The 24275-nt window shown below is 73.4% G+C and carries 19 protein-coding genes; 12 read left to right on the top strand and 7 right to left on the bottom strand.

Annotated elements, in window-relative coordinates; genetic code table 11:
- Positions 1-339: 339 nt before the first annotated feature.
- From AN218_RS21110 to AN218_RS21095, 4 genes are all read right to left on the bottom strand, one after another.
- Positions 340-2673 carry a heavy metal translocating P-type ATPase gene (locus tag AN218_RS21110; protein ID WP_070018460.1) on the bottom strand — a complete coding sequence of 778 codons (2334 nt, stop codon included), beginning with the start codon at positions 2671-2673 and terminating at the stop codon, positions 340-342.
- A gap of 49 nt (positions 2674-2722) precedes the next feature.
- Positions 2723-2941, bottom strand: coding sequence for a heavy-metal-associated domain-containing protein (locus AN218_RS21105; protein ID WP_070018459.1), 219 nt, complete (start codon positions 2939-2941; stop codon positions 2723-2725).
- Between the two features lie 218 nt (positions 2942-3159).
- Positions 3160-3354 (bottom strand): helix-turn-helix transcriptional regulator, encoded by a 195-nt coding sequence (locus AN218_RS21100; RefSeq protein WP_070018458.1) that lies wholly within the window; start codon positions 3352-3354, stop codon positions 3160-3162.
- 275 nt (positions 3355-3629) lie between these two features.
- On the bottom strand, positions 3630-4541 hold the full coding sequence (locus AN218_RS21095) for a sugar phosphate isomerase/epimerase family protein (protein ID WP_070018472.1): 912 nt from the start codon (positions 4539-4541) through the stop codon (positions 3630-3632).
- A 295-nt stretch (positions 4542-4836) separates the two neighbouring features.
- Here AN218_RS21095 and iolC point away from each other — a divergent pair, with 295 nt between their 5' ends.
- The 9 genes from iolC to AN218_RS21050 all read left to right on the top strand — a co-directional run bounded on the left by iolC (position 4837) and on the right by AN218_RS21050 (position 17569).
- Complete coding sequence (gene iolC / locus AN218_RS21090; protein WP_070018457.1) at positions 4837-5877, top strand: 5-dehydro-2-deoxygluconokinase; 1041 nt, start codon at positions 4837-4839, stop codon at positions 5875-5877.
- 144 nt (positions 5878-6021) lie between these two features.
- Entirely contained in the window at positions 6022-6903 is an 882-nt protein-coding gene (locus AN218_RS21085; RefSeq protein ID WP_070018456.1) for a Cgl0159 family (beta/alpha)8-fold protein, read from the top strand.
- Between the two features lie 91 nt (positions 6904-6994).
- Positions 6995-8011 carry a 5-deoxy-glucuronate isomerase gene (iolB, locus tag AN218_RS21080; RefSeq protein WP_079132411.1) on the top strand — a complete coding sequence of 339 codons (1017 nt, stop codon included), beginning with the start codon at positions 6995-6997 and terminating at the stop codon, positions 8009-8011.
- Positions 8012-8097: 86 nt separating this feature from the next.
- Positions 8098-9975 (top strand): 3D-(3,5/4)-trihydroxycyclohexane-1,2-dione acylhydrolase (decyclizing), encoded by a 1878-nt coding sequence (iolD, locus tag AN218_RS21075; protein WP_070018470.1) that lies wholly within the window; start codon positions 8098-8100, stop codon positions 9973-9975.
- A 199-nt stretch (positions 9976-10174) separates the two neighbouring features.
- A complete protein-coding gene (locus AN218_RS21070) occupies positions 10175-11671 on the top strand; it encodes a CoA-acylating methylmalonate-semialdehyde dehydrogenase (protein WP_070018469.1) in 1497 nt (498 codons plus the stop codon).
- A gap of 229 nt (positions 11672-11900) precedes the next feature.
- Positions 11901-12839: a class I SAM-dependent methyltransferase gene (locus AN218_RS21065; RefSeq protein WP_079132410.1), complete on the top strand. Its 939-nt coding sequence runs from the start codon at positions 11901-11903 to the stop codon at positions 12837-12839.
- Positions 12840-13104: 265 nt separating this feature from the next.
- Positions 13105-14301, top strand: coding sequence for a serine hydrolase domain-containing protein (locus AN218_RS21060; RefSeq protein WP_070018455.1), 1197 nt, complete (start codon positions 13105-13107; stop codon positions 14299-14301).
- Between the two features lie 209 nt (positions 14302-14510).
- On the top strand, positions 14511-16736 hold the full coding sequence (locus AN218_RS21055; protein WP_070018454.1) for an FUSC family protein: 2226 nt from the start codon (positions 14511-14513) through the stop codon (positions 16734-16736).
- Positions 16733-17569, top strand: coding sequence for a nucleotidyltransferase domain-containing protein (locus AN218_RS21050; protein WP_420855998.1), 837 nt, complete (start codon positions 16733-16735; stop codon positions 17567-17569). Before AN218_RS21055 ends, AN218_RS21050 begins: the two co-directional genes overlap by 4 nt.
- A gap of 77 nt (positions 17570-17646) precedes the next feature.
- On the opposite strand, the gene AN218_RS34680 is transcribed toward AN218_RS21050, so the two are convergent.
- Positions 17647-18597, bottom strand: a complete 951-nt coding sequence (locus AN218_RS34680; RefSeq protein WP_070018466.1) for an ATP-dependent DNA ligase — start codon at positions 18595-18597, stop codon at positions 17647-17649.
- Between the two features lie 192 nt (positions 18598-18789).
- On the opposite strand from AN218_RS34680, the gene AN218_RS36140 reads away from it, so the two are divergent.
- A complete protein-coding gene (locus tag AN218_RS36140; protein WP_070018453.1) occupies positions 18790-19188 on the top strand; it encodes a nuclear transport factor 2 family protein in 399 nt (132 codons plus the stop codon).
- A gap of 101 nt (positions 19189-19289) precedes the next feature.
- Complete coding sequence (locus AN218_RS21035) at positions 19290-19880, top strand: dihydrofolate reductase family protein (protein WP_070018452.1); 591 nt, start codon at positions 19290-19292, stop codon at positions 19878-19880.
- 97 nt (positions 19881-19977) lie between these two features.
- Here AN218_RS21035 and AN218_RS21030 read toward each other — a convergent pair whose 3' ends face one another.
- Positions 19978-21279, bottom strand: a complete 1302-nt coding sequence (locus AN218_RS21030; RefSeq protein WP_070018451.1) for an ArsB/NhaD family transporter — start codon at positions 21277-21279, stop codon at positions 19978-19980.
- Positions 21276-22535 carry a Na+/H+ antiporter NhaA gene (nhaA, locus tag AN218_RS21025; protein WP_079132408.1) on the bottom strand — a complete coding sequence of 420 codons (1260 nt, stop codon included), beginning with the start codon at positions 22533-22535 and terminating at the stop codon, positions 21276-21278. The genes AN218_RS21030 and nhaA overlap by 4 nt, the downstream gene beginning before the upstream one ends.
- A gap of 332 nt (positions 22536-22867) precedes the next feature.
- On the opposite strand from nhaA, the gene AN218_RS21020 reads away from it, so the two are divergent.
- A complete protein-coding gene (locus tag AN218_RS21020; RefSeq protein WP_244900567.1) occupies positions 22868-23944 on the top strand; it encodes a PucR family transcriptional regulator in 1077 nt (358 codons plus the stop codon).
- Positions 23945-24275 lie beyond the last annotated feature (331 nt).

Raw genomic sequence — 24275 nt, 5'->3', positions numbered from 1 at the left:
CGTACAGCCAGTGAGCACCCGGCCAGGATCCCGTGGGGGGAATCCGTGACCGGGAAACGGAAGCGCCCCGTCGACAGGCCCGTGGGGGGACCTGCTCGGCGGGGCGCTTTTCGGTGTGTCCGTGCGGTCATCCGGCGTGCCCTCCGCTGCGCCAAGAGGCGCGCGAATAGGTGGAGTTGGGAATTCCGGATTTCACGTGTCAAGAGTGCCGCGTTCGGACATCAGGACGAGTACGCGTCACACCATCTTCACGTTGTCTTCACTGTTCTCTCGGCTGACGTACCGGCCGCTGCCCGGCGTGCGCGCCGCGGATACGGCTGGTGAGCCGCGGGTACGGCGTCAGCGGAAGCGGCGCAGCCGCAGGGAGTTGGTGACCACGAACACGGAGGAGAAGGCCATCGCCGCCCCCGCGATCATCGGGTTGAGCAGGCCCGCGGCGGCGAGCGGCAGCGCGGCGACGTTGTAGCCGAAGGCCCACCACAGGTTGCCCTTGATGGTGGCGAGCGTGCGGCGGGCCAGCCGGATCGCGTCCGCCGCCACCCGCAGATCGCCCCGTACGAGGGTCAGATCGCCGGCCTCGATCGCCGCGTCCGTGCCCGTGCCCATCGCCAGGCCCAGATCGGCCGTGGCGAGCGCCGCCGCGTCGTTGACGCCGTCCCCGACCATCGCGACCGTACGTCCCCGCTGCTGGAGGCCGCGGACCGCCGCCGCCTTCTCCTCGGGCAACACCCCGGCGATGACGCTCTGTTCATCGGCGGGGATCCCGACGGCGCGGGCGACGGACTCGGCGACGGCCTGGTTGTCGCCCGTCAGCAGCACGGGAGAGAGCCCCAGCCGGCGCAGCTTGGAGACGGCCTCGGCACTGGTGTCCTTCACGGTGTCCGCAACGGTCAGCACGCCGCGGACCGCGCCGTCCCAGCTCACCGCGATCGCCGTACGCCCGGCGGCGTCGGCGGCGGCCCTGGCCTCCTCCAGTCCGTCCGGCAACTCGCCCTCGACGCGCCCCGCCTGGACGGCACGGCCCTCGACCGTGCCGCGCACGCCGAAGCCCGCGAGGTTCTCGAAGCCTTCAGGAGTGGGCAGCGGTGGCGCGTCCGCCCCGGCGCGCTCCCGTGCGCCCCGCGCGACGGCACGTGCGATGGGGTGCTCGGAGGCGTCCTCCAACGCCCCGGCCAGCCGCAGCAGTTCGTCCTCCGTGGTGCCCTCGCCCGGGAAGACGCCGTGCAGTTCCATGCGGCCCGTGGTCACGGTGCCGGTCTTGTCGAGGACGACGGTGTCGATGCGGCGCGTGGACTCCAGCACCTCCGGGCCCTTGATCAGGATGCCGAGTTGGGCTCCGCGTCCCGTGCCGACCATCAGCGCCGTCGGCGTCGCGAGCCCCAGAGCGCAGGGGCAGGCGATGATGAGCACGGCCACGGCCGCGGTGAAGGCGGCCGTCGCGGCCCCGGTCGCCAGCAGCCAGCCGACGAGGGTGGCCGCGGCCAGCACCAGGACGACCGGAACGAAGACCGCGGAGACCCGGTCCGCGAGCCGCTGCACCTCCGCCTTGCCGTTCTGCGCCTCCTCCACCGTCCGTGCCATACGGGCGAGTTGGGTGTCCGAGCCGACACGGGTGGCGGTCACGACGAGGCGTCCGGAGACGTTGACCGTCGCTCCCGTCACGGCGTCGCCCGCGCCGACGTCGACCGGTACCGATTCGCCCGTCAGCATCGAGGTGTCGAGCGCCGAGGAGCCCTCCTGGACGGTGCCGTCCGTGGCGACGGTCTCCCCGGGGCGTACGACGAACCGGTCGCCGACGGCCAGTTGTGCCACCGGAATCCGCTGCTCGGTGCCGTCGCGCAGCACCGCCACGTCCTTCGCGCCGAGCTCCATCAGCGCCCGCAGCGCCGCCCCCGCCTTCCGCTTGGCGCGCGCCTCCAGATGCCGGCCCAGCAGCAGGAACGTCGTGACGCCCGCGGCGACTTCGAGATAGAGCGCCGAGGCGCCGCCGCCGGCACCGGGAGTGAGAGTGAACTCGAACCCGTGCCGCATGCCCGGCATTCCGGCGTCCCCGAAGAACAGCGCCCACAGCGACCAGCCGAACGCCGCCAGCGTGCCCACCGAGATCAGGGTGTCCATGGTGGCGGCGCCGTGCCGCAGGTTCGTCCAGGCGGCGCGGTGGAAGGGCAGTCCGCCCCAGACGACGACGGGGGAGGCGAGGGTGAGCGAGAGCCACTGCCAGTTGTCGAACTGGAGGGGCGGCACCATCGACAGCAGCACCACCGGGAGGGACAGCACGAGCGCGACGAGGAAGCGCCGGAAGCCCGCGCTTGCGTCCACGTCGGTGCCGTTGCCGCCGTCCGGTTCGCCGCCACGGGCCGAGTCGGACGCCTCCGCGGAGGTCTCCGACCCGTTCCCCTTCCGCTGCGGCGGCTCGGCCTGCGCGGGCGCGGGGGCCTGTGCCGAATACCCGGTGCGCTCGACCGTGGCGACGAGATCGTCGACGGAGACCCCGTCCGCGTAGGTGATCCGGGCCTTCTCCGTCGCGTAGTTGACGCTCGCCGAGACGCCGTCCATGCGGTTCAGCTTCTTCTCGACGCGGGCGGCGCACGAGGCGCACGTCATGCCGCCGACGGTCAGCTCCACCCGCTGCTCTCCGCGGGCGGCCGCCCGGTCTTCCGTGGTGCTGGTCATGGTGTCTTCCCGTGAGCGAGGAGTGACAGGAGGCAGGGGGAGTGAACTCCTAGGCGCGGCCGGTCAGTTCGAATCCGGCCTCGTCGACCGCGGCCCGTACGGCCTCGTCGTCCGGCTCGGTCGCCGAGGTGACGGTGACCTCGCCGGTCGAGGCCACGGCCTTCACCGAGGACACGCCCTCGATGCCGGAGATCTCGCCGGAGACGGCGCCCTCGCAGTGTCCGCAGCTCATGCCGCTGACCTTGTACGTCGTGGTGACGGTGCTCATCTCTCGCTCCCTGTCCGATGTCGCGGTCGTGGTGTCGCGGTGTGTACGGAGGGCCCGTACAGAACCGACAACCACTATACCCCCCCTAGGTATTCCCGACGGATCCGCATGACGCGTCCGAATATGACAGAGGCCCCGGCCGCCGCCCCCGAGGCAGTCCTCGGAGGCGGCCGCCGGGGCCGTAGGCCCGTCCGTCGGGCCCTGTTCGCCGGGCGTCCTCAGCGCCCTCCTCGGTGGCCCGGACGCCGGGTCACCCACTGGCGGACGGTGTCCGCGTACCAGAAGGGCTTGCCGCCCTCCACGAGATCGGGCGGCGGCAGCAGGCCGTGCTTCCGGTACGAGCGCACGGTGTCCGTGCGGACCCCGATGTGCGCGGCGATGTCCTTGTACGACCAGAGTCGTCGATCGGCCAACTCGGCACCTCCCACAGTGACCCACGGGGGTCACAGAAAGCGGCTGTTGTCGATCAGCAGCCTGTGCGCGGTGAACGACCGTGAGTGATTATGCGCGTGGGCCTGTTGAGACTCTGTGACGGACCGGCCGGGTAACGGTGACGCTCGTGACGGGGCGTCAACAGGCCGCCGTGCGGCGCCGGGAGGGCGTCGCGCGCCGGTGCCGCGCTCCAACGGCCCGCGTGCGACGGCGACTTCGCCCCCGTAGCCGGCTGCCGGCCGCCCCTGGCGGGTGCCTACGCCCCGCACCCCCGCAGAAACTGCCGTGTCCGGCGGGCGATCGGCAGCGGCTGGTCCGGCGGACACGGGTACATGTCCTGCTCGACGATGGCGAAGAGGTCCACGCCCAGCCCCTGTGCGGCGGTGAGCACCGGCTCCATCGCCGGTACGCCCAGCGGCGGTTCGCACATCACGCCCTGCCGCACGGCGGGCCCGAAGGGCGTCCCGTTGCGTACGACGTCGGAGAGGACCGCAGGGTCGACCTGCTTGAGGTGCAGATAGCCGATGCGCTCGCCGTAGGTCTCGATGAGCTTGACGCTGTCGCCCCCGCAGTAGGCGTAATGCCCGGTGTCCAGGCAGAGGTTGACCAGGCCGGAGTCGGTGGCGTCGAGGAAGCGCTCGACGTGCTCCTCGGTGTCGATATGGGTGTCCGCGTGCGGGTGCACCATGATCCCCAGCCCGTACTGCTCCCGTACCTCGCGGGCCAGCCGCTCGGTGCCGTTCGCGAGGTGCCGCCACTGCTCGGCGGTCAGCTCGCGCGGCTCCAGCTCCTCGGCGGTCTTGTCGTCGCGCCAGAAGGACGGGATGACGACGAGGTTGTCCGCGCCCATCGCCCGGGTGAGGGCGGCGACTTGGGAGACGTGCTCCCAGGTGGCGTCCCACACCGGCGGGCCGTGGTGCAGCGAGGTGAAGACGGTGCCGGCGGAGACCTTCAGTCCGCGTGAGGAGACCTCGTCGGTCAGCCGCGCGGGGTCGGTGGGCAGATAGCCGTACGGGCCCAGTTCGATCCACTCGTACCCGGCCTGCGAGACCTCGTCGAGGAAGCGCCGCCAGGGCACCTGCTCCGGGTCCTCCGGGAACCAGACGCCCCAGGAGTCGGGCGCGGAGCCGACCCGGATGCGGTCGAGGGAAGGGGTCGCAGACGTCACGGAGGGCTCCTCGCTGTACGTACGGGTCACGGGCCTCAAGGCCGCGTCGGAGCGACGGCGGACGGGGCGAGCCAACTCGGTGCGCGGCGCCACTGTCAAGAGTATGTAAGGACAACGTTTCATACGGACGTCGGCGGCGGAGGTGCGGGTGCGGGGTGCCGTCGTCACGGGCGGAGTCCGGGCGCCGGAGGACGTCAGTATGTAAGGACAAATCATTGACAGCTTTCGCCGTCAGCGCCGACGATGAGTGGGCCGACCACGCAACGGCCCGGGGAGGCCGAGGGAGAGGGCATCCATGGCAGTCACGGAAGAGCCGGCGCGCGAGCCGTACGACGCCGGGCGCGAGCCCCTCGACGTCGTCACGATGGGCCGCATCGGCGTCGACATCTATCCGCTCCAGACGGGCGTCCGGCTGCCGCAGGTCGAGACGTTCGGGAAGTTCCTCGGCGGCTCCGCCACCAACGTGGCCGTGGCCGCGTCCCGTCTCGGCCGCTCCAGCGCCGTCATCAGCCGTACGGGGAACGACCCCTTCGGGGAGTACTGCCACCAGGCGCTGCGCGACTTCGGCGTCGACGACCGCTGGGTGACGCCGGTGACGAGATATCCCACGCCGGTCACCTTCTGCGAGATCTTCCCGCCGGACAGCTTCCCGCTGTACTTCTACCGCGAGCCCAAGGCGCCCGACCTCGAACTCACCCCCGACGAACTGGACTTCGCGGCCATCGGCGCCGCACGCGTCTTCTGGGTCACGGGCACCGGGCTGTGCGCCGAGCCCAGCCGTACGACGACGCTGACCGCCCTGGAGGCACGTGCCGGAAGCCGGGAACGGAACCCGGGGGACGGGCCCTCGGCCACCGTCTTCGACATGGACTGGCGGCCCATGTTCTGGGGCACGGACCCGGAGGCCACCGAGCGGGAGGTGATGGCCGAGGCCCGCCCGCACTACCGCCGGGCGCTCGCGAACGCCACCGTCGCCGTCGGCAACCTCGACGAGTGCGAGGTCGCCACGGGCACACGTGAACCGCGGGCCTGCGCCGAGGCGTTGCTGGAGGCGGGCGTCGAGCTGGCCGTCGTCAAACAGGGACCGAAGGGCGTGCTCGCCGCGCACCGCGACGGCACACGGGCCGAGGTGCCGCCGCATCCGGTCGAGGTCGTCAACGGCCTCGGCGCGGGCGACGCGTTCGGCGGCTCGCTCTGCCACGGGCTGCTGGCGGGCTGGGACCTGGAGTACGTCATGCGGTACGCGAACGCGGCGGGGGCGCTCGTCGCCTCCCGGCTGGCGTGTTCGGCCGCGATGCCCACGGCCGAGGAGGTCGAGGAGTTGCTGAAGGGCTGAGGGGAGGGCACGGGCCGTGCCGTCCGCCGCCGCGGTCCGCACGCCCCGCGCCCCCCGACGTTCGGAGTTGATCCCGCGTCCCGTACGTCCCCGTCCCGTACGTCCGCGCGTGCCGCGAGCGAGCCACGAAAGCGAGCAACTGTCTTGAGCAGCATCAGCATCGGTGATCTCGCCGCCGTACGGGCCCGGCACCCGGAGGCGGTCGCGGAGGCCGCCGCGGCGCGTGCCCGCCGGCCCCTGCTCGGCGACAGCGGACGGCTGATGATCGTCGCCGCGGACCACCCCGCGCGCGGCGCCCTCGGCGTCGGCGACGACGGACTGGCCATGGCCAACCGCGCGGAGCTGCTGGAGCGGCTGACGCTGGCCCTGTCCCGTCCGGGCGTGGACGGCGTGCTGGCGAGCGCGGACGTCCTGGAGGACCTGCTGCTGCTCGGCGCGCTGGAGCACAAGATCGCCATGGGGTCGATGAACCGCGGCGGGCTGGCCGGGGCGGCGTACGAACTCGACGACCGCTTCACCGGCTACCGCGCCGAGGACATCGAGCGGCTGCGCTTCGACGCGGGCAAGGCGCTGCTGCGCATCGACTACGAGGACGCCGGTTCGCTGGCCACCCTGCACGCCACCGCACGCGCCGTGGACGAGATGGCCGCGCGCCGACTGCCGCTCTTCATCGAGCCGTTCATCTCCCGGCGGGTGCGGGGCGCGGTGCGCAACGACCTCAGCGGCACGGCGGTGACCCGTTCCGTCGCGATCGCCTCGGGCCTCGGCGGTACCTCCGCCTACACCTGGCTCAAGCTGCCCGTCGCCGAGGACGCGGACGACATGGCGTGGGTGTGCGAGACCTCGACCCTGCCGGTGGTGCTGCTGGGCGGCGAGACCAACGGCGACCAGGAGGGCGCGTACGAGAAGTGGCGCACCGCGCTGCGGATGCCGACCGTGCGCGGGCTGGTCGTCGGCAGATCCCTGCTGTATCCGGCGGACGGCGACGTCGCGGGCGCCGTGGACACCGCGGTCGGGCTGCTGTGACGGGGGCTGCCGCGAACGGAGCCGCTGTGACGGCGCGTTCAGGGGTACGGGGAGCACGGCGGAGACGACACCGGCGAGGAAGGCGGACGGCATGACCGGCACGAACAACGGCGACGCGGCGGACGACGGAAAAGGCGACGGCAACGGCGTCGGCAAAGGCGTCGGCAGGGGCGACGGCAAGCGTACGGAGACCGGGCACGGCGGCTCGCTGCATCTGCGGTCCGGCAGCGCCGCCGCGGGACCGTACGCCCTCGACATCGACCCGGACCGCGCCGGCTGGGGCTACTCCTCGCTGCGCGTCCTGGAGCTGGAGCCCGGCGGCGCTCACGAGTTCGACACGGGCGACAGCGAGTGGATCGTCCTGCCGCTGAGCGGCGGATGCACCGTCGCCGCCGAGGGCGCGACGTTCCGACTGCACGGCCGTACAAGCGTCTTCGACGGCGTGAGCGACTTCGCCTATGTGCCGCGCGACGCCGCGGTACGCGTCACCAGCACCGGCGGCGGACGCTTCGCCCTCACCGGCGCCCGCTGCACCCGGCGGCTGCCCGCCCGTTACGGACCCGCCGCGTCCGTCCCCGTCGAACTGCGCGGCCGGGGCAACTGCTCGCGGCAGGTCAACAACTTCGCCGCGGCCGGGGTCTTCGAGGCCGACCAGCTCATCGCCGTCGAGGTGCTCACACCCGGCGGCAACTGGTCCTCGTACCCGCCGCACAAGCACGACGAGGACCGGCCGGGCGTGGAGAGCGAGTTGGAGGAGATCTACTACTTCGAGATCGCCCCGCACCGCACGGACTCCGGGCCCGTGCCCGGGCTCGGCTATCAGCGCGTCTCCCCGTCCGGGCCGCGCGGCGGCACCGACGTGCTCGCCGAAGTGCGCGACGGCGACGCGGTGCTGATCCCCGACGGCTGGCATGGGCCGTCGATCGCCGCGCCCGGCCACGACATGTACTACCTGAACGTGATGGCGGGACCGGGTCTGGAGCGGGCGTGGCTTATCTGCGACCATCCAGACCACGCCTGGATCCGAGGAAGCTGGGAGGGACAGCCTGCCGATCCAAGGCTGCCGCTCTACCACGCACCGACAGTGGAAGGGGAGACGGGCGAGTGAACTCCGTACCGGAAGCGGAAGACCGCACCGGCGCCGGGCGCCGGGAAGACGGCGCGGACGGCCGGGACGCGGGCCGTGCGCGCACCGTGCGGCTGACCGTCGCGCAGGCGCTCGTACGCTTCCTCGCCGCCCAGTACACCGAGCGCGACGGCCGGCGGCACCGTCTGATCGCCGCCTGCTGGGGCATCTTCGGGCACGGCAACGTCGCGGGCCTCGGCCAGGCCCTGGTCGAGAGCGGCCAGGGTGAGCACGCGCCGCTGCGCTATCTCCAGGGCCGCAACGAGCAGGCCATGGTGCACGCCGCCGTCGGCTACGCCCGCCAGAACAACCGGCTCTCCGCGCACGCCGTCACCACCTCCATCGGGCCCGGCGCCACCAACCTCGTCACCGGCGCCGCCCTCGCGACGATCAACCGGCTGCCGGTGCTGCTGCTGCCCGGCGACGTCTTCGCCACGCGCACCGCCGACCCCGTACTCCAGCAGCTCGAAGTACCAAGCGCCGGCGACGTGTCGGTGAACGACGCGCTGCGGCCCGTCTCCCGCTTCTTCGACCGCGTCCACCGGCCCGAGGCCCTGATCCCGGCCGCGCTCCAGGCCGTACGCGTCCTCGCCGACCCCGCGGAGACCGGCGCCGTCACGCTCGCGCTGCCGCAGGACGTCCAGGCGGAGGCGTACGACTGGCCGGAGGAGTTCTTCGCCGAACGCGTCTGGCACGTACGGCGCCAGGCCCCGGAGGCGGCCGAGGTCGCGGCGGCGGCGACCGCCGTACTGGCCGCCCGCAGGCCCCTGTTGATCGCGGGCGGCGGCGTCCACCACAGCGAGGCCGAGGACGCGCTGCGCGCCCTGGCCGATGCCACCGGCATCCCCGTCGCCTCGACCCAGGCGGGCAAGGGCTCGCTGCGCTTCGACCACCCCTGCGACGTCGGGGCGATCGGCCACACCGGCACGGCGGTCGCGGACGAACTGGCGCGCACCGCGGACCTCGTCATCGGGGTCGGCACCCGCTACAGCGACTTCACCACCGCGTCCAGCACGCTCTTCGCCGGTCCGGACGTGCGCTTCGTCAACCTCAACGTCACGCCGTTCGACGCGCACAAGATGGGTGCGCTGACCCTCGTCGCCGACGCCCGCGCCGGTCTGGAGGCCCTCGGCGGAGCCCTGTCGGGACACCGTGTCGCCGACGCGTACGAGCAGGAGTACGCGCGGGGCAAGGAGAGTTGGGAGCGCGCGGTCGACTCCGCGTACGCCGCCGACGACGCGGACGCGCGCCCCACCCAGAGCCAGCTCATCGGCGCCCTGGACGGCGTGGTCGGGGACGACGACGTCGTGGTCAACGCCGCCGGTTCGCTCCCCGGCGATCTGCACAAGCTGTGGCGGGCCCGCTCACCGCGCCAATACCACCTGGAGTACGGCTACTCCTGCATGGGCTACGAGATCCCCGGTGCCATCGGCGTCCGCCTCGCCGCCCCCGACCGCACGGTGTGGGCGCTGGTCGGCGACGGGACGTATCTGATGCTGCCCGGCGAGATCGTCACCGCCGTACAGGAGGGCGTCGGCATCAACGTGGTGCTGGTGCAGAACCACGGCTACGCCTCCATCGGCGGCCTCTCCGAGCAGACGGGCGCCGAACGCTTCGGCACCGCCTACCGCTACCGCGCGTCCGACGGCTCCTACACGGGCGATCCGCTGCCCGTGGACCTCGCGGCCAACGCCGCCTCGCTGGGCATGGACGTCCTCCGCGCGGAGACCGTCGGCGAACTGCGCACCGCGCTCGCGGAGGCGCGCGCCTCCGCCCGTCCCACCTGTGTGTACGTCGAGACCGACACCGCTTCGTCGGATCCGGCGCCGCCCGGTCCCGCCGCCTGGTGGGACGTGCCCGTCGCCGAGACCTCCTCGCGTCCGGCGGCACGCAAGGCACGCGAGGAGTACGAACGCCATGCGGCGGCCAGGCGCCGCCACTTGTGACGCCGCCGCCCTCTCCGTTGCCGGGTTCGCCGCCGGGTCCGTGCCTCTCGACGCCCCCTCGACGTACCTCGACGCACTCAACCACCGCTCGTACGAGCCGACGTACGACCCGACTTCGTCCGACCGCCCGGGCTCCGGGACCGCACCGCCGCCCGACGCCCGCACTCCCGAGACCCGCACTCCCGAGAAAGGCCACCACATGAACACCCTCGGACACTGGATCGGCGGCAAGGCCGTCGAGTCCGCCTCCGGCAACGCCGGGCCCGTCTACGACCCCGCCACCGGAGCGCAGCCGACGCAGGTCGCGTTCGCCTCGGTCGAGGAGGTCGACGCGGCCGTCGACGCGGCGAAGCGTGCGTACGGGGAGTGGCGGGAGAGCTCGCTGGCCCGGCGCACCGCCTTTCTCTTCAAGTACCGCGAACTGCTCGACGCCCACCGCGACGAGATCGCCTCCCTCATCACGGCCGAGCACGGCAAGGTGCACTCCGACGCGCTCGGCGAGGTCGCCCGCGGCATGGAGATCGTCGAACTGGCCTGCGGCATCCCGGAGAAGCTCAAGGGCGAGCTGTCCACACAGGTCTCCACGCGCGTGGACGTCTCCTCGATCCGGCAGCCGCTCGGCGTCGTCGCGGGCATCACACCGTTCAACTTCCCGGCCATGGTGCCGATGTGGATGTTCCCGCTCGCCATCGCCTGCGGTAACACCTTCGTGCTGAAGCCGAGCGAGAAGGACCCCTCGGCGCCGTACCGGCTGGCCGAACTCGCCGCCGAGGCGGGGCTGCCGGACGGTGTGCTCAACGTCGTCAACGGGGACAAGGTCGCCGTCGACAGGCTGCTCTCCCACCCGGACGTCGCGGCGGTCAGCTTCGTCGGCTCGACGCCGATCGCCAAGTACATCCAGTCCGAGGCCGTCGCGCACGGCAAGCGGGTGCAGGCGCTGGGCGGCGCCAAGAACCACATGCTCGTACTCCCGGACGCCGACCTCGACTTCGCCGCCGACAACGCCATCAACGCCGCCTACGGCTCGGCGGGCGAGCGCTGCATGGCCGTCTCCGTCGTCGTCGCCGTGGGCGACACCGGCGACGAACTGGTGGCGAAGATCGCCGACCGCGCGCACAAGCTGCGCATCGGACCGGGCGAGGACCCCTCCTCCGAGATGGGCCCGCTGATCACCCGCGAACACCGCGACAAGGTCGCCTCGTACGTGGGCGGCGCGCGCGAACAGGGCGCGGACGTCGTCGTGGACGGCACCGGCTACACCGTCGAGGGACACCCCGACGGCTTCTTCCTCGGCGTCTCCCTGCTCGACAAGGTCACCCCCGGCATGGACGCCTACCGGGACGAGATCTTCGGCCCGGTGCTGTCCGTCGTACGGGCGGAGACCTACGACGAGGCCATCGCCCTCATCAACAGCAGCCGCTGGGGCAACGGCACCGCCATCTTCACCCGCGACGGCGGCGCCGCCCGCCGCTTCCAACTGGAGGTCGAGGCGGGCATGGTGGGCGTCAACGTGCCCATTCCGGTGCCGGTCGGCCACCATTCCTTCGGCGGCTGGAAGGACTCCCTCTTCGGGGATCTGCACATCTACGGCAACGACGGCATCGCCTTCTACACCCGCGGCAAGGTCGTCACCACCCGCTGGCCGGACCCGGCCGAGAGCGGCGGCATCAACCTCGGCTTCCCGACGTCGTCCTAGCGGACACGCGGCCGCCCGCGGGCGGACACGGTGCCGCAGCGGAACCCCCGTCCCGGGCCGCCCGGGGCGGGGTTTCGCGCGTATGAGGGGCGCGCGTACGGCCAAGTCGCCTGTCCATACGGAGTCTTGACCGGTCGCGGGGCCCGCGCGGGGACCGGCCGCCGGTAACGTCCGGCCCGCAGACGCGAATCGGGCGGCCGCCGGGGGCCGCCGGGCGAGGAGGGGCGGGATGACGGGGAACGGGGCCGGCGAGGCGGGCGGTACGAGCAGCGCGGACGACAAGGGCGGCGGGGGCGGCGAGGACACCAGGGGCGGCGGGGGCGGCGCGAGAGGTCAACACGGCGGGCACGCCGTCGCGTTGAGCGGTGTGCCGGAGACCCTGCTGTGGAACCTCTGGCACCGCGCCTACGAGGCACGGCAGCCCCGTACCGTGCTCCCCGACCCCGAGGCGGTCGCGCTGCTGGACCGCATCGACTACCCCTTCGCGGAGACCTTCGGCGAACCCAACGCGCTGCTCGCGCAGGGCCACGCCCTGCGGGTCCGTACGTTCGACGCGGCGGTACGTGCCTTTCTCGCCGAGCATCCGGACGGCACGGTCGTCGCGCTGGCCGAGGGCCTGGAGACGCAGTTCTGGCGGGTGGACAACGGGCGGGCGCGCTGGTTGTGCGTGGAGCTGCCGGAGACCGCGGAGGTCCGCACGGCCCTGTTGCCCGACGGCGAGCGCCGCCGCACCCTGGCCCGCTCGGCGCTCGATCTGTCGTGGCGCGACGAGGTCGACCCACGGAACGGTGTGCTGATCACCGCACAGGGCCTGCTGATGTATCTCCAGCCGGACGAGGTACGGGAGTTGGTCGCCGGATGCGCGGAGGGCTTCCCCGGGGCGTCGCTGGTCTTCGACGCGGTGCCGAAGTGGTTCAGCGAGCGCACGCAGAGCGGCGGCATGGCCACCGCGCAGGGGTACCGTCCGCCGCCGATGCCGTGGGGCCTGGACGCGGGGCAGCTTGCGGCCGTACGGGACTTCCACCCGGGGATCCGCGACGTACGCGAGCTGCTGCCTCCGCGGGGACGCGGCTTCTACCACGGCGTGCTGGCGCCGCTGACACACCGCCTGCCGGTCCTGCGGAACCTCCGTCCGACGCTGACGGCGGTCGCACGCTTCGCGGAGTGAGCGCCCGGCGCGGCCTCGGGCGCTTCCCGGCGCTTCTTGGCGCTTCCCGGTGTGAGCGCCGTCCGTGCCGTGGAGCGATGAATCCGGGTCTCGGCCGGGGTCGGTCCCTCCGTACGCGGTGGCACGCGGCGTGGCACCGCGCGGTGACGGTGCCGTGTGGGAGGCCGAACGGGCGCGGCTCGGCGCGCAGTTCGGCGCGCGGCGCACTCTCCGCCACCGCGCCGCACCCCCACCGCACGGGACGAGACGACAGGGCAGAGAGACGATGACACGGTTGCGCGAGGTTCTGGAGAAGCACGTCGGGCCGGGCTCGGCGCCCGGAGCGGTGGGTCTGGTGGCCGGCGCCGGGGGAGTCGAGATGGAGGCCGTCGGGTCCACCGGCACGGACGGCGCCGCCCCGATGCGCCCGGACTCGATCTTCCGTATCGCGTCCATGACGAAGCCCGTCACGGCCGCCGCGACCATGGTGCTCGTCGACGAGGGCCGCCTCGCCCTCACGGACCCGGTGGCGGAGTGGCTGCCGGAGCTGGCCTCGCCCGTCGTCGTCCGTACGCCGGAGAGCCCCGTGGACGACGTGGTGCCCGCGGCACGGCCCATCACCGTCCTCGATCTGCTCACCTTCCGCGCCGGGTACGGGATTCCGGCCGACGTCGCGCTCCCGGCCGTCGACATGCTCTTCCGCGACCTGGACTTCGACCCCATGCGGCCGCAGCGCTCCGCGGCGGCCGACGCGTGGCTGGCGGCCCTCTCCCGTATCCCGCTGCTGCATCAGCCCGGCGAGACCTGGCTCTACCACACGTGCTCCGACATCCTCGGCGTGCTGATTGCGAGGGCCTCCGGTACGCCGCTGCCGGACTTCTTCGCGGAGCGGCTGTTCGAGCCGCTCGGCATGGACGACACCGCCTTCGAGGTGCCGGAGAGCAAGCGCGAACGCTTCACCGACCTCTGCCGGCTCTCGCGCCCGGACACCGCCGCCGACGGGGCGGAGGCGTCCGAGGCGCCCGACGCGTACGGCGGCGTCGTCACGGCCGACACCCCCGACGGGCAGTGGAGCAGCGTGCCCGCCTTCCCCTCCGGCGGAGGCGGACTCGTCTCGACCGCCGCCGACTGGCACGCCTTCGCGCGGATGCTCCTCGCGGAGGGCGAGGCCGGGGGCCGCCGGCTGCTGTCGCCCGACTCCGTACGGCAGATGACGACCGACCAGCTCACCGCCGCCCAGCGTGCCGCCTCGCCGCTCTTTCCGGAGGGCCAGGGCTGGGGGTTCGGCGGCTCGGTGGACGTCGACGCCGCCAAACCGTGGAACGTACCGGGCCGCTACGGCTGGGTCGGCGGCAGCGGGACGTCGGCACACCTCGTCCCCTCCACCGGGACGGTCGCGATCCTGCTCACCCAGCTCCAGTTGACGGGCCCGACGCCGCCCGCCGCCATGCGCGACTTCTGGTGCTACGCGGCCGGGCGGTGAACACCCGGGCGGGCACGGGCAGTTGAGCCCGGTCCCAAGCCGCCGGGGCTCAACTCGCCCCCGTGGAACGGTTCCTGGACACGGCGGAGCCGGCATGCCGTGCTCCTCGCCGCCGTCCCGGCAGCACCGCGCCCCGCCGCAGCCGCCGCCCGTACGCACCTCGTTGACCTCGGAGATCGGCTCCGCGCCGCCCCCGTAAGCTCGTGCGCATGAAGGTGCTGCCCTGGCTTCGTGCGATCGGTGAGACGGCGCGGTCCGGACTGTCGGTCGAACGTGCCGCGCTCCATCCGCTGCTCGCGCTGCGGGGCGCGCTCGGCGTCGCCCTCGTCGTCGGACTGACGCTGTGGCTCGGGTCGCCGGAGCTGGCGGTCTCCTCCGCGTTCGGCGCCTTCTCCTCCGGTGTGGCCACGTTCCAGCGGAGCTGGCGGCCGCGTCCCGTGCTGGCGCTGTCCGCCGCGGCGGGGCTGGCCGTCTCGACGTTCGTCGGATTCCTCGCCGCCGGTCAGCCGGTGGCGTTCGTCCTGCTGCTCGCCCTCTGGGCGTTCATGGCGGGCATGGCCTGGGGGCTGGGCCCCACGGCGGGCGTGGTGGCGGCCTCGACGGTCGCGGTCATGCTCGTCACGGTGACGCTGCCCACGACCCTCCTCGGGGCGCTCGCGCACGCCGGGCTCATCGCCGCCGGCGGCTGTGTGCAGGCGGCGCTCATCGTGCTGCTGCCCGTACGGCGCTGGGGCGAGCGGCGGGACGCGCTCGCCGACGCCCTCGCCGCCGTCGCCGACTACGCGCGCCGCCTGCGCCACGACCCCAGTGCGCCGTTCGACCCCGAGCCGATGATGACGGCCCGCAGCGCCGCCGCCGTCACACCACGCCAAGCACGCCGCAGACCACGGCAGTTGGGCGGCTACCGTGGCCTGGCCGAGCGCTTCCGTCCCGTGCTCGCCTCGCTCGCCGACCCCGACGTGGGCGCGCCGATGGTGGGCCAGGAGCGGGAGCGCGTACGGGAGTTGCTGTCCGCGGCGGCGACCGTGCTGGACGCGACGGCCCGTGCGATCCGCCGCGGCGAGCGCGTCCGCATCCCGCAGGACGCGCTCGACGTGCTCCAGGTCCCCGAGAGCGGGCCGGTGCTGCACGGTCCCGCCCGCAAGGCCGCGATGCGGCTGATCGCGCTGACGCAGGAGGCGGTGGAGGCCGCGCAGGAACCGGTCGAGGTGACCCGCCGCTTCCCGCTGATCCCGCGCGCGACGTTCCTGATGCCGGCCCGTGCGGACCGGGCCGAGGACGGCGACGTCTACGTCGACACCGACGCCCCCGAGCCCGAACAGCCGCGCGGGCCACGCCACTTGAGCCGTCCCTCCCTCGTCGGTCTGGTGCCGGTGGCGCTGCGCACCTTCCGCCGCGAGCTGCGCTGGTCCTCGCCCGTGTGCCGGCACGCGGTGCGGGTGGCCGTCGCCGTGGCCGTGACGTATCTGCTGGGCAACGCGCTGCCTCCCGAACACGGTTACTGGGCGCCGCTGACCGTCGTGATGGTGATGCGGCCGGACTTCTCCCGTACATACGAGCGGGGCTTCGCACGGCTCGGCGGGACGCTCGTCGGCGTAGGCATCGCGGGCACCGTGACGGGGCTGCTGCATCCGCCGCCGTGGGGCAGCGCCGCGCTCGCCGTGGCGAGCATCGCCTTCATGTATCTGCTGATGCGCACCGGCTACGCCATCACCTCGGTGTGCATCGGCGCGTACGTCGTCTTTCTGCTCGGCGTCGCCGGGTCGTTGTGGTCGCAGACCGTGCTGGAGCGGATCTGGCTGACGGCGCTGGGCGGTGCGGTGGCCCTGCTGATCTACGCCGTCTTCCCCGCGTGGGAGACCCCGCGGCTGCGGGACCGGCTCGCCGACTGGCTGACGGCGACGGGGAGTTACGCGACGGCCGTACTGGACCGCTTCGCCCGTCCCCGCGAGCCCGCCTCGGGCCCCACGGGCACGCCGTCGCCGGGCCACCCCGACCGCAGGATCCGCGAGGCGCTGCTGGACACCCGGGCCGCGCGCCAGGAGTGGGACCAGACCGCGTCACGGGCGGGTGCCGAGCCCGTACGCCACCGGGGCAGGCTCTCGCGGCTCTCCCGCCGCTCGGCCGCCGACGCCCAGTCCGCGGTGATCACCCTGGGCCGGGCGACGATGCTGCTGGAGGCGCACCTGCCCGAACCCGACGCCGAACCGCAGCCGTACGCGGGGGAGTTCGCGCGTGCCCTGGAACGCACCCTGCCCGACGCGGCGCAGGCGATCCGCGACAGCGAACCGCTGGACTTCGCCCCGGTGCACGAGGCGCTGTCGCGATGGTGGGAGGAGGAGGCCGAACGCCCGTCCCCCTCCGTGGCGTTGCGCTCCGCGGACCTCCTCGCCGACGCGCTGGAGGACCTGGCGGAGGCGGTGGGGTCGGGGTGAGACCGGACCGGAGCGGCGGCGCTCGCGGCGGACCGTACGCGCGGGGGACCGGCGGTGCGCGCGGACTGCGGCCCGACGGGACGATCGCACGGGAAGGCGGACTCGACCGCATACAGGCGCCGTTCGCACCCGTCGTCGCCGCGTTCCCCGCGGAGGCGCTGCACAGCGCGTACCTCTACGGGAGCGTCCCGCGCGGCACCGCACGCCCCGGACGCTCCGACCTCGATCTGCTGCTCGCGCTGCACCGCGCACCGGACGCCCAGGACCACGCCCGCGCACGGGAGTTGGAGTCCGGCCTCGACCGCGACTTCGCGCAGATCGACGGCGCGGGCGTGCTGCTCGCCGGCGCCGCCGAGCTGCTGAGCGAGCGCGAACGGCACGACCTCGGCTGGTTCGTCGCCTGTCTGTGCACGCCTCTCCTCGGGGCGGACCTCGGCGCGCTGCTGCCCGGCTACCGGCCCACGTCCCTGCTGGCGCGGGAGAGCAACGGCGACCTCGCCGAGGCCCTTGAGCGCTGGCGCACCCGGGCGGCCGGCCTCACCACGGACGCCGGGCTGCGGACGCTGCTGCGCGGCGCCGCGCGGAAGACCGTACGGACGGGCTTCTCGCTCGTGATGCCCCGCTGGCAGGGGTGGACGAGCGACCTGGAGGAGTCCGCGGAGATCTTCGGGGCTCACTACCCGCGCTACGCCGCACGGATGCGGGAGGCCGCCGAGGCGGCCCGGTACGGCGACGGCGGCACGGCCCGACTGACCATGCTCACCGAGGAGTTGGGGCCCTGGCTCGCCGCGGAGCATCTGCGCGTCCACGGGGCGAGGTCGCCGCGTACGTGACGGGTCGGGGCATCCGCCGGGTGTCCCGCGCCGGTTGCCCCGCGCGGTGACCGCCGCCGGGCGGACCGTCCCCGCCGTCAGACCTCCGTCCGCACGCGCACATACCGTACGAGCGGCACACGGCCCGTGCGCACCCGTACCTCCGCGGTGAGCGGTTCCGTCAACGCCCGCCAGGTGACGTCGAGTCCGGCGTCCTCGATCTGCTCCCCGAGCCGGTCCGCCACGGCACCGCCGAGCCGGGCCGCCGCCACCGGGGGCAGCCGCGGCGTGGTGACGGCACGGCGCCCGTCGGGCAGGTCGACGACGGCTCCCCAGGGGCGCCGCTCCGGGCCGGTGACGCCCACGAGGCGGGCGTCGAGGGTGTCGGCCGAGCGCACCTTGCGCCAGGCCGCGCGCCGTTCGCCGGGACGGTAGGGCGCGTCCCAGCGCTTGGAGACGATGCCCTCCACACCCTGCGGACGCATCCGCAGCATCCACTCCCGTGCCTGTGCCGCGTCGTCCGTCGCCAGCACCGACTGGATCTCGGGGCCCGCCTGTTCGACGATGCTCCGCAGCCGTGGCCAGCGTGCGCTGAGGGGTTCGGGCCGCAGATCCGTGTACGGCGCGGCCAGGACGTCGAAGGCGATGAGGACGGCCACGGGCGCGGCCGGTCCGGGCGCGGTACGCGCGAGGCCACGCGATTGCAGCGCCTCGAAGTCGAAGCGTCCCAGCCGCTCGTTCCAGACCACCAGTTCACCGTCGAGGACGGTCCCCGCGCCCAACTCCCGTGCGGCGTCCGCGGCTTCGGGGAACTGACGGGTCACGTCCCGCTTGCTGCGCGAGTGGATCCGTACGCCGTCCTCGGTGACGGCGAGCGCCACGCGCCAGCCGTCGAGCTTGACCGAGTGGTGCCAGCCCGGCCCCTCGGGGACGCCCTCGGCGGGCTTCGGGCGCACCAGATCCACCGGGAGCCGCACCGCCACGGGCCCGCTGCCGTCGCTGCCGTCGCCGCCGTGTTCGTCGTCGCGTTCGTTCCCGTCGGAGTCCACGGCGGCCAGCCTCACCGCGGGCGCGGGGCGTGACCGGCGGCCACGCCGTCCCGTGCGCGCGGGCCACCGCGGTGGCGGAGCGTCCCGTGCCGCCGCCGCGGCAACCCGCCGCGGCACCCGCCGATGAGTCACGGGCGCCGCCGGAGTCAGCACCGGCGTACGCGCGTACGGCACCAGGGAGGGAGCAGCGCAGTGACCGAGGACGAGAGGGACATCCGCGAGTTGATCGAGGACTGGGCGAGGGCGGTGCACGAAGGCGACATGGACACGGTGCTGGCCGACCACGCCGACGACATCGTGATGTTCGACGTGCCGCCGCCGGACGACGGCGTACGCGGCATCGACGCCTACCGCGCGACATGGCCGCCGTTCTTCGCATGGCAGCGCGGGGGCGCCCGTTTCGAACTCGTCTCGCTCGACGTCACGGCCGGCGCCGACGTGGCCTTCGCCCATGCGCTGCTGCGCTGCGGCACCGAGCAGGACCTCCGGGCTCAGCCGGGGGCACGCCTCCGTCTGACGTTCGGGCTGCGCAAGGAGGGCGGCCGCTGGACCGTCGCACACGAGCACCACTCGTTCCCGCTCAGAGACTGACCGACCGGGGGCCGTACGGCTCCCCGCGCCCGCGCCCGCGCCCGTGTCCGCGTACCGCACCCCGCTTCCCGTACCGCACCCGACCCGAGGACCGAAGAGATATGAGAAGCATCATCCTGTCCATGTCGGTGTCGCTCGACGGCTACTTCGAGGGCCCCGGCGGCGACCTCGGCTGGCATCTGATCGACGACGAGCTGCACACCCACCTCAACGAGGAGATGCGCCGGATGGGCGCCTTCCTCATGGGGCGCGTCGACTACGAGCTGATGTCCGGGGTCTGGCCGACGGCCGACACGGACCCCGCAAACCCCGCGCCCATGCGGGAGTTCGCCGCGATCTGGCGCGAGACCCCGAAGATCGTCTTCTCCCGGACGCTGGAGCGTACGGACGAGGAGAACGCCGAGATCAGAAGGGAGGTCGACCCCGAGGAGATCCGCGCCCTCAAGGCACGCCCCGGGCCGGACATGACCGTCGGCGGCGCCCTTCTCGCGGAGTCCTTCCGGCGCCACGACCTGATCGACGAATACCACCTCTACGTCCACCCCGTCCTGCTCGGCCGCGGCCGCCTCCTCTTCGGCCCCGAGCCCGCGGAGAGCCCCCTGCGCCTCGTCTCCACCCGTACCTTCGGCAACGGGGTGGTGCTCCTCCACCACCGGCGCACGGACGGACCGACGGCACCGGACGGTACGTGACCGGGCAGCGCCGGGCAGGACGGAGCGGAAGCGAGCGGGGAGAGCGGGGAAGAGCGGAAGCGAGCAGGGTCTGAACGGGCGGCGGTCCGGGGCCCGTTCAGGCCGCCAGGACGAAGTACCGCAGCCACACGTACAGCGCCGACAGCCCCACCGTCACGGCCGTCACGACCAGGCCGTACTTCGTGAACTGCCAGAAGCCGATCGGCGTGCGGTTGCGTTCCGCGAGGCCGAGGACGACGACGTTCGCGCTCGCCCCGATCGCCGTGGCGTTGCCGCCGAGGTCCGCGCCCAGCGTCAGCGCCCACCACATCACATGGCCGTCGCCGCCTCCCGTGCTGTGGACGAGGTCGGCGGTGACGGGCGCCATCGTCGCCACGTACGGGATGTTGTCGACCACCCCGGACAGCACGGCCGAGCCGCCCAGCATCAGCAGGGAGCCCGCCAGTTCGCGCTGTCCGACGGCGCCGGCCAGCGCCCGTGACGCCTCGCCGACCACGCCCGTGCCGATGAGCCCGCCGACCATGACGAAGAGCCCCGCGAAGAAGGCGAGCGTCGGCCACTCGACCTCCGCGAGGACCTCGCCGGTGCGTACCGAGGAGACGGCGACGAGCAGCCCCGCGCCGAGGAGGGCCACGATGCTCGGTTCGACGTGCAGCACGGGATGCAGCACGAAGCCCGCGAGCACCAGCGCGAGCACGGCCAGCCCCTGGGCCAGCAGCCGCCCGTCGTGGATCGTCTCGCGCTCGTCCAGGGCCATGACGGCGGCGGCCCGTTCCTCGTCGTGGGTGAAGACGCCGCGGAACATCACCCGGCACAGGGCGATCAGTACGAGCGTCAACACGGCCGCCAGCGGCGTCAGATGGACGATGAAGTCGTTGAAGGTGAGCCCGGCGCGGCCGGCGACGATGATGTTCGGGGGATCGCCGACCAGGGTCGCCGTGCCGCCGATGTTGGACGCCAGCACCTCGGCTATCAGGAACGGCGCGGCGGGCAGCGCGAGCCGCTCGCAGACCAGCAGCGTGACGGGGGCGACGAGCAGGACGGTCGTGACGTTGTCCAGCAGCGCGGAGGTGACCGAGGTGATCGCGACCAGCATCGCCATCACGCGGAAGGGCCTTCCGCGTGCCCGCTTCACCGACCAGACGGCCAGATACTCGAAGAGGCCGGTCTTCTTCAGAACGCCGACGATCACCATCATGCCGACGAGCAGGAAGACGACGTTCCAGTCGATGCCGGTGCGCTCCGAGTAGAACGCCGCCCTGTCGTCCGTCGCGCCGATCGCGAACATCAGTGCCGCGCCGCCCAGCGCCGCCGCGACCCGGTGCACCTTCTCGGTGATGATCAGCACGTACGCGCAGGCGAAGACCGCGAGCGCCGCCCAGCTCTGCCAGTCGTTCACGAGGCGGCCCCGCGGGGAGCGGAGTCATCCGCTCTGCTGTCGGCGCCGGCCGTTCCGGGAGCGGCCTCGGACGCAGCCGCCCGGTAGCGCGCGTCACGCGCCTTCAGCACCGTGCACGCCACGGCCGCCGCCAGCAGCGACCCCGTCAGCACCGCGGCCTTCACCTGCCCGACCGTCGCCGGATCCGTGAACGCCAGCCCCGTCACCAGCAGCGAGACCGTGAAGCCGATCCCGGCGAGCATGGCGACACCGGCCACGTCCGGCCAGGCCAGCGCCGGATCGAGCCGCGCCCGTGTGAAGCGCGCCGTGAGATACGTACCGCCGAGGACGCCCGCGAACTTGCCCACGAACAGCCCGAGGAGCACCCCCAGCGCCTCCGGCGCCCGGAACATCCCGGCCAGCGCCGGACCCGAGACGCTCACCCCCGCCGCGAAGAGCGCGAACAGCGGCACGGCGAGACCGGCCGACAGCGGCCGCATCCGGTGTTCGACGCGCTCGGCGGGACCGGTGCGCAGCAGCATGCCCAGGGCGACGCCGGAGATCGTGGCGTGGACGCCGCTGTTGTACGTCAGGGCCCATACGGCCACCGCCAGCGGCACGTACACGTACCAGCCGCGCACCCGCAGCCGTGTGTGCAGCACCCGGAAGAGCACCAGCCCCGCCACGGCACCGGCGAGCGCCGCCCAGTTCAGCTCCCGGGTGAAGAAGACGGCGATGACGAGGATCGCGAGGAGGTCGTCGACGACGGCGAGCGTCAGCAGGAACGCCCGTACGCCGGAGGGCAGATGGGACCCGATGAGCGCCAGTACCCCCAGGGCGAAGGCGATGTCGGTGGCCATCGGCACGGCCCAGCCGCCGAGCCCGCCGCCGCCCGAGGCGCTGACCGCGAGATAGACGGCGGCGGGCACCACGGTCCCGCAGACGGCGGCGACGACCGGCAGCGCCGCGGCGGCGGGCCTGCTCAGCTCGCCGGAGGTCAGCTCCCGCTTCAGCTCCGTACCGGCGACGAAGAAGAAGACGGTGAGCAGACCGTCGGACGTCCAGTGCCCGACGGACAGATCGAGACCCAGCGCGGAGGGGCCGAAGTGGTGGGAGGAGACGGCCTCGTACGAGCCGCCGGGGAGATTCGCCCACACCAGCGCCGCCACCGTCGCGGCGAGCAGCACCAGGCCGCCGGCGGTCTCGGTGCGCAGCACCTCGTGGAGACGCCGGGAGGGAGCGGACAGCGAGGCGAACCTCGTGCGCAGGGGAACCATCGGGTGCGACTCCTGGGAACGGGAGCGGACAGTGACGCCCGGAGGCGCCGCCGACCAGACTTCCCGGCACACCAGCACCCTCGCCGCGGGGCGGGGTGATGCGGCCACCGTACCCCGGCCGTCCGCGGCCTCCCATACGCTGAGCCCCCTGACGACGCAGGCCGCACCGCGTCGGCCGGGGGCCGGACTCGGACGCCGGCAGGAGGCCGGCCGTGCGCCGGCCGAAGGGGGAGAACGGAACCGTGGAGCCGAGCAGGACGCAGGAAGCCCGTATCGGCGCCGGCACTGGAACCGGCGCCGGTGCCGGTGCCGGTCGCGGAAGCTGTACGGATCTGGGCCGCTTCCCCGAGCTGCTGGCCGAGGTGTCCGAGACCGGACGCCAGCCCCGCCGCGAGGAGTTGGAGTCCTTCCGGACGCTCGGCGAACGCGCCGCCGAGAACGGCTGGACCCTGCGCGAACTGGTCGGCCTCTACCTCGGCGGCACCCGCGAGCTGTGGGGCACGCTGCCCGGTGTGGCCCGCGCCGCCACCGCGAAGGAGCGGGCCCGTACGGGCGACGCCGTGCTCGGCGCGGTCGACGCGGCGGTCGCGGCGCTGGGGGAGGGGCACGAGCGGGCGCAGCGGCTCGCGGTGCGCCAGGAGGAGGGCGAGCGGCGGGAGTTCGTCGACGACCTGCTGTACGGGCGCAGCGACATGGGCCGCCTCGCCGAGCGGGCGCAGCGCTTCGGGCTGCGTCTCGCGGACGTGCACACCGTGGCGGTCGCGGCGGGCGCCGAGGCGTACGACGACGTGCACCGCACCGTGCGGCGCGTGGAGCGGGACCTGCTGGGACGGTTCGCCTCGCGGGACGTGCTGCTGTCCACGAAGGAGGGGCGGCTGGTGTGCATCGCGGCGAGCGGCGACCACGACGTGCTGGAGCACTTCGTCCGGCTCGCGGAGAACCCCGGCGCGGACTATCCGGCGGCGCGGCGCATCGCCGTCGGGCGTGAGCACTCGGGCGCGGGCGGGGTCGTGCGCAGCTACGAGGAGGCGCTGAACGCCCTGGAGCTCGCGGACCGGCTGGAGTTGGACGCCGTACGGCTCAACGCCTCGGAGCTGCTGGTCTTCCCGGTGCTGCTGCGCGACCGCGGCGCCATGGCGGACCTGGTGCGTACGGTGCTGGGGCCGCTGACGAAGGCACGCGGCGGCGCGGAACCGCTGCTGGAGACGCTGACGGTGTGCGGCGCGGCCGGTTACGTCAACGCGGAGGCGGCCCGGCGGCTCGGACTGAGCGTACGGACCCTCTCGTACCGCCTGGAGCGCATCCGCACCCTGACCGGCTACACGCCGAACGAGCCGTTGCAGCGCTTCACGCTGGAGGCGGCGGTCATGGGCGCGCGGCTGCTGGGGTGGCCGCAGAAGGAGCTGTGACGCGGGGCTCGCCCTCGGGCGTGCGCCCGGTGTCCGTACGGACGGGAGCGGCGGCGGTGCCGTGTCGCTCACAGGACGTCAAATGCACGCCAAGATTGCCGGGATCTGGCAATGTGCGGTCGCCGTCCGCGATGTCACGATGACTGTGCGCCGACCGGGCGCCATGCGCGAGCCGATGCCCTCGACGGGGGTGAGGGCATCGGCTCGACGTGTCTTCCGGAAGGCGCCGGGGAGGGGCCCGGCTGCCGGAAGTCGGCACTGGGCAGCGGGCGTTCGGAGGTCCGGGGGCCGGACGAGGAGGGGAGCCCCGTCCGTGCGGACGGGGTGCGAA

This window comes from Streptomyces nanshensis, from assembly GCF_001751255.1.
Taxonomy (GTDB): Bacteria; Actinomycetota; Actinomycetes; order Streptomycetales; family Streptomycetaceae; genus Streptomyces; species Streptomyces nanshensis_A.
This window is presented reverse-complemented; position numbering and strand designations above follow the sequence as displayed.

Excerpts from the sequence above, each read along its gene's own strand:
- AN218_RS21055 (WP_070018454.1), top strand. The coding sequence starts at position 14,511 with ATGAAGGTGCTGCCCTGGCTTCGTGCGATCGGTGAGACGGCGCGGTCC.
- nhaA (WP_079132408.1), bottom strand. The coding sequence starts at position 22,535 with ATGGTTCCCCTGCGCACGAGGTTCGCCTCGCTGTCCGCTCCCTCCCGG.
- AN218_RS21110 (WP_070018460.1), bottom strand. The coding sequence starts at position 2,673 with ATGACCAGCACCACGGAAGACCGGGCGGCCGCCCGCGGAGAGCAGCGG.
- AN218_RS21060 (WP_070018455.1), top strand. The coding sequence starts at position 13,105 with ATGACACGGTTGCGCGAGGTTCTGGAGAAGCACGTCGGGCCGGGCTCG.
- AN218_RS21035 (WP_070018452.1), top strand. The coding sequence starts at position 19,290 with ATGAGAAGCATCATCCTGTCCATGTCGGTGTCGCTCGACGGCTACTTC.
- AN218_RS21065 (WP_079132410.1), top strand. The coding sequence starts at position 11,901 with ATGACGGGGAACGGGGCCGGCGAGGCGGGCGGTACGAGCAGCGCGGAC.
- iolB (WP_079132411.1), top strand. The coding sequence starts at position 6,995 with ATGACCGGCACGAACAACGGCGACGCGGCGGACGACGGAAAAGGCGAC.
- AN218_RS21070 (WP_070018469.1), top strand. The coding sequence starts at position 10,175 with ATGAACACCCTCGGACACTGGATCGGCGGCAAGGCCGTCGAGTCCGCC.
- iolC (WP_070018457.1), top strand. The coding sequence starts at position 4,837 with ATGGCAGTCACGGAAGAGCCGGCGCGCGAGCCGTACGACGCCGGGCGC.
- AN218_RS21105 (WP_070018459.1), bottom strand. The coding sequence starts at position 2,941 with ATGAGCACCGTCACCACGACGTACAAGGTCAGCGGCATGAGCTGCGGA.